Annotated in this window: 7 protein-coding genes; 1 reads left to right on the plus strand and 6 read right to left on the minus strand. The window is 40.6% G+C overall.

The window, feature by feature from the left end:
• The 6 genes from CALSC_RS21180 to CALSC_RS21205 form a co-directional block, all read right to left on the minus strand.
• Positions 1–100 (minus strand): DUF433 domain-containing protein (locus tag CALSC_RS21180; RefSeq protein WP_143288330.1); only part of this gene is annotated, 100 nt, incomplete at its 3' end.
• A 43-nt stretch (positions 101–143) separates the two neighbouring features.
• Positions 144–719 (minus strand): Uma2 family endonuclease, encoded by a 576-nt coding sequence (locus CALSC_RS21185; RefSeq protein WP_088243250.1) that lies wholly within the window; start codon positions 717–719, stop codon positions 144–146.
• A 22-nt stretch (positions 720–741) separates the two neighbouring features.
• Positions 742–987 (minus strand): DUF433 domain-containing protein, encoded by a 246-nt coding sequence (locus tag CALSC_RS26660; protein WP_088243251.1) that lies wholly within the window; start codon positions 985–987, stop codon positions 742–744.
• Between the two features lie 223 nt (positions 988–1,210).
• Positions 1,211–1,984: a 1-(5-phosphoribosyl)-5-[(5-phosphoribosylamino)methylideneamino]imidazole-4-carboxamide isomerase gene (gene hisA, locus CALSC_RS21195; protein WP_088243252.1), complete on the minus strand. Its 774-nt coding sequence runs from the start codon at positions 1,982–1,984 to the stop codon at positions 1,211–1,213.
• A gap of 1 nt (position 1,985) precedes the next feature.
• Positions 1,986–2,300 (minus strand): DUF3593 domain-containing protein, encoded by a 315-nt coding sequence (locus tag CALSC_RS21200; RefSeq protein ID WP_088243253.1) that lies wholly within the window; start codon positions 2,298–2,300, stop codon positions 1,986–1,988.
• The gene (locus CALSC_RS21205; RefSeq protein WP_088243254.1) at positions 2,297–2,641 is read right to left on the minus strand and encodes a DUF2499 domain-containing protein; all 345 of its coding nucleotides are present in this window, start codon (positions 2,639–2,641) and stop codon (positions 2,297–2,299) included. The genes CALSC_RS21200 and CALSC_RS21205 overlap by 4 nt, the downstream gene beginning before the upstream one ends.
• A gap of 172 nt (positions 2,642–2,813) precedes the next feature.
• Between CALSC_RS21205 and csaB the strand changes: the two genes are divergently transcribed.
• Positions 2,814–3,851: a polysaccharide pyruvyl transferase CsaB gene (gene csaB / locus CALSC_RS21210; protein WP_088243255.1), complete on the plus strand. Its 1,038-nt coding sequence runs from the start codon at positions 2,814–2,816 to the stop codon at positions 3,849–3,851.
• Positions 3,852–4,905 lie beyond the last annotated feature (1,054 nt).

The raw sequence follows: 4,905 nt of genomic DNA on the forward strand, positions 1-4,905 counted from the left end.
GGTATTCAAGCACTTCATAAACTGTAATTCGTAAGCCACGGACACAAGGCTTACCACCACGTTTATTAGGTTTTATCGTGATATAGTTTCGGTAGTTCATAGATTATCCTCAAAATAAAAATCAATCACTATTCCCGATACTTTTACTGGCTCTGCCTAGCTTGACCAATTTTTAACCATGCAAAGATTTGTTGTGGAGTCAGTACCAACTGAACTCCTTCTATGACCTTAAGTTGACGATCTCCTCTGCAAACTTCTGGTTCTTGTTGGGGAGTAAAAGTTAAAATAGAATAATCATCTGGATCGAGCATCCATCCTAATTTGCTGCCATGTTTCAAACAATGGAGGATGTTGTCAATTACACGGTTCACCTTTTGATCGGGTGAAAGGATTTCGATTGTCCAATCAGGTGGTTCGGTAAAGTTATCCTCTGGTTCCCCGACTTCATTAACGCGGATTCTATTCCATGCAATTACTGCAACATCTGGAACAATAGAACGTCCGCCAAATGTACATCGCAACTCAGGTAATGCCGTGTAGTCATCAGTCTGGTTGTCAACTTCCTTTATTAGACATTTCTGTAAGATAGAGTGTCGAGTTTTAGGCATGGGTTTTTGCATAGCGACTCCATCCGCGTACTCCCATGCTGGAGATTCCTCTAAGAATGGCAACTTGAGGAAGTCTTCAAGAGAGAGAAGCCTAGTTAAAGAAGTCGTCATTTCAGTTATCAGTTATCAGTTATCAGTTACCCCATCGATAAATCGAGGGGCTTGAATAAGGAAAATACTTTTTCCCTTTCCACGGATAAATCCGGGGGCTTGTATCCTTAAAAGTTTGTAGGGGAACACGTGTACCAATAAATACAGGAATGCCGCTCATAATTTCCGGATCGCTATGAACGATACCTTGACGCTCGATAATTTGTTGGATTTTCATAACGAGTTCATTGAATCGAGGTAATACCAATTCAAATAATGTTTGCAACATATAAATTCTTCGTAAGGGCACGGCACCAGTAAGATACTTTTATATATTGAAAGATTGTGGATGTTCCCTACCCATCTGTCCCATTCTTTTTTCAAAATGGTATAAACTTTTGACTTACTGCCTATTTTCAATTTAGCCCCCACGCGCAATTTTGCCCACAAACAAGCATGAAAAGACCTCTGACCGACTCCCGACTCCCGATTCCCCACTCCCTATTTTCCAACTAGGCAAAGGAAGTAAAATCTAAATTGGGCGGAATATCTTGAATGCGTCCGGGTCCTACAGCCCGTAATGCTTCAGCTAGATCAATGTCCCCAGTGTATAAAGCACGACCAATTATCGCTCCCTTTACTCCTTGGGTTTCTAAAGCTAATAAGCTCAGTAAGTCGGTGACAGAACTCATCCCACCAGAAGCAATAACTGGAATCTCAATGGCTTCAGCCATTTCCCGCAAAGCATCTAAATTTGGTCCCGAAAGAGTTCCATCTCTGTGAATGTCGGTATAAATGACTGCGGCGGCTCCCAATTCCTGCATTTGTGTTGCTAATTGGGTAGCCAGAACCTCTGAGGTTTCTAACCAACCACGGGTTGCTACTTTTCCATTACGGGCATCAATGCCGATGATAATTTGTTCTGGAAATTGTTGGCAGAGTTGTTGGACTAGTTCTGGTTGCTCTACAGCGACTGTGCCTAAAATTGCCCATCGCACCCCTAAATTTAATAACTGTTGTACAGTATCTAGCGATCGCAATCCACCCCCAACTTCCACTGGTATAGATATAGCCTCAACAATGGCTGCGATCGCTTCTAGGTTAACTATTTTACCTGCTTTAGCCCCATCCAAATCAACAACGTGGAGTCTGGTAGCACCCTGTTCTTCCCATTGTTTAGCAACTTCTACAGGATTTTCATTAAAAATTTGGGATTTATCATAATCTCCCTGGTAAAGTCGCACACAGCAACCTCCCAGTAAATCAATGGCTGGAATAACTTCCATTTTAATTGTCCTCATGGTTAAGTTGGTTGGTTCCCTTTAATTGTTTTATCGCTTGACGGAAACCTAAAACAATCAAGATATTGGCAAGGGTTAAAAAAACTTCCGCTCCTCCATGTAGCCAATCCACATTTGCTAAGGATTGATCTAAACTAACTTTGGCATAAATTCCGACGGGAATGGTAACAGCAACAAAGACGAGGGTGCCATAAAAACCATACAGTGCCAAACGAGGCATTTGTGGTACTCGACTAATAAACCACAAGAAACCCAGGTAAGGAAATAGGGAAAGGGCAAATAGGGTATCTTTAGAAATCATTGCTTGGTTTCAATTACTGGTTGGGAAGCTGGATTATTTGTAGTGTCTGCTTGACTAGAACGCCAAATCCAAAAGGCAGCACCCCATAGGGTAAAATTACCAATTAGGGTCATGGTAGCTTGTAAGGTTACTAGCCATTCTAGGGATGTGGGGTTATCAAAATAGTGCCAAGTACAGGCACACATGGCACTGATTCCTGCTGGTAACATGGCAAAGGATAATGCCCACCATCTGCGGTTGTTGGTGAGTTCACCATAATCCCAAATTAACCAAATAGCGACAATCCACTCAATAACACTAGAAACGTGAATAATCCAGGTGGGAATTGAAAGAGCGTGCATAAGTTCAGTTATCAGTTATCAGTTATCAGTTATCAGTTACTTTTAGATGAGATAAGATTCAGAGGATATGATGCTTGATGAACAAATGTTCCTGCTTCATATATCTACGAATAGTAGATATTATCTTGAACAAGGTTAATAATAATCTCAAAATCTAAAATCTAAAATGGCTATACGGGCGTTATTGTCTGGATATTACGGCAAGGGAAATGGTGGTGATGAGGCTTTGTTGGCAACTCTATTGCAAATGCTACCACCATCAGTAACGCCTGTGGTGCTTTCTGGAAATCCCTTGGTTACTCAGCAGCATTATGGTGTGGAGGCATTTCCACGAATGCAGCTCTTATCTATGGTGCAAACCTTGCACTCTTGTGATGCTCTAATTTGGGGAGGAGGGAGTTTAATTCAAGATGCAACTAGTGCTGTGAGTCCATTATATTACGGAATAATCATGGCAACGGCACAAAAAATGGGATTGAAAACCATTGCTTGGGGACAGGGAATTGGTCCAATCAAACGTCGTTCTACCCGTTGGTTAGCAAGACAATGTTTTGCTGGATGCACTCAAGTTAGTGTACGCGATCGCGTTTCAGCTGGTTTACTATCACAGTGGAATATTCCCCACATCCTAGCTCCCGATCCTGTTTGGGCTTTGGCAAGTAAACCTGTTCCAGAGCTAGAGGATTTACCTACACCTAGGGTAGCTATAACACTACGCAATCATCCCCAACTTACCGTTGAACGCCTTAATAATTTAGTCCAAGCTCTGGTGGATTTTCAACAAGCCACAGGTACTTTTATTATTCTGTTGCCATTTCAACAAAGCCAAGATTTAGCGATCGCTCAAATTATGCAATCAGCACTCCAGGATAATAGTCAAATTATATCCCTAGAAGACCCCCAAATGCTCAAAGGTGTATTTCGGGGCGTAGATATGGCAATTGGAATGCGTCTGCACAGTTTAATTATGGGTACTAGTGAAGGGTGTCCCTGCTTTGCTCTGAGTTACGACCCCAAAGTGAATCGACTGATGGAAGATTTAGATATACCTGGTTGGGATTTAGCTACATTACCAGAAAATCCCCAAGTTATTTGTCAGACTTGGGTAGAGCATTACCACAATGGCAAATCCTTGTCCGCAGAAAAAATTCTTTCTTTAGTAGATGGAGCTTTGATGCATCGGGAAGTTTTGCAAACAGCCTTGGGTTAAGAGACTTCCAAATAAAAAATAATCAATCATTTGGAATGCAAGTGACCAGAGAAACCACTGCATTGCACGGGTTTCCCGTATTGTAGCAAGCGGCGCAATCCGAAGGGGAGCAGGGGGAGTGAAGCAAGTAGTTCAAGTCCAGAAATTGGGTAATTTATTTTTTGGCTTTGCTGAATAAAGATATGAATTTGTCTCACGCAGAGGCGCAGAAGTGCAGAGAGAAAGAGTTTGAGAGACCTGATTTTTAAATTTCATATTCCAATTCAGCAATACCTATTTTTTGGTGTTCCCTAAGAAATCAAGCGCAAAATTTGATTACCTAAAATTCATAAAATCTGAATTGTGTAGCCAGGTGAGACTTGCAGAGAGTTACGCTCACAAAGTTCATAGTAAATAGCACCAATAATTAATAATTTAATTCCATTGGGTAATACCGTTTCACTTTAAAATTGATGCACATAGGCAGCAGAGGAGCAGGGTGCAGGGTGCAGAGGGAAAGAATTTAAAGATTAATAATTTGTATCAGATTTTTCGTGAATTGGTATAAGGCTTTTTTGTATGTAATTTTAGCAACTAATTGAGACTTGAAAGTATACTGTCGTAAATTAATTTCATGGTGAAATGTTACATACCTAGAATTCATGAAGATATTCGTATGCAAAAGTATCATATATAACAACGAAGTTGGTGTTTGAGAATCTGGTTATTGTAGTAGCCATAAATTATTTATGAATAATTAAGATTTCCAGTCTTTTGAAAAAATAAGGGAATCTCAGCATATTCATTTTTAATCATATGGCAGTACTCAGATATGCATTTTACGCCAAGAAGTCAGTCAGAGGCAGGGTAGCTCTTAGCAGGGGAAGAAACCCCATACATGAATGTAGAGAGCAGCGCGCAGAAAGGGAGTCTCTCCCATGAGCAACTGTATCAAGAAAGGAATTATTGCGAAAGAGTGTTTATACATCGCGGCACAATTATCTCTAATTTTTCCACAAATAAATTTGAGGGTTTGCATCCTTTTCTTTTTCGGTCATTTTTTTAACTGAGAGCT

Origin of the sequence: Calothrix rhizosoleniae SC01 (assembly GCF_900185595.1) — a bacterium.
GTDB classification, from domain to species: Bacteria; Cyanobacteriota; Cyanobacteriia; order Cyanobacteriales; family Nostocaceae; genus Calothrix_A; species Calothrix_A rhizosoleniae.

What these genes read in the sequence shown, in the direction of transcription:
- CALSC_RS21185 (WP_088243250.1), bottom strand. Translation starts at nt 719, where the DNA reads ATGACGACTTCTTTAACTAGGCTTCTCTCTCTTGAAGACTTCCTCAAG.
- CALSC_RS26660 (WP_088243251.1), bottom strand. Translation starts at nt 987, where the DNA reads ATGTTGCAAACATTATTTGAATTGGTATTACCTCGATTCAATGAACTC.
- hisA (WP_088243252.1), bottom strand. Translation starts at nt 1,984, where the DNA reads ATGGAAGTTATTCCAGCCATTGATTTACTGGGAGGTTGCTGTGTGCGA.
- CALSC_RS21200 (WP_088243253.1), bottom strand. Translation starts at nt 2,300, where the DNA reads ATGATTTCTAAAGATACCCTATTTGCCCTTTCCCTATTTCCTTACCTG.
- CALSC_RS21205 (WP_088243254.1), bottom strand. Translation starts at nt 2,641, where the DNA reads ATGCACGCTCTTTCAATTCCCACCTGGATTATTCACGTTTCTAGTGTT.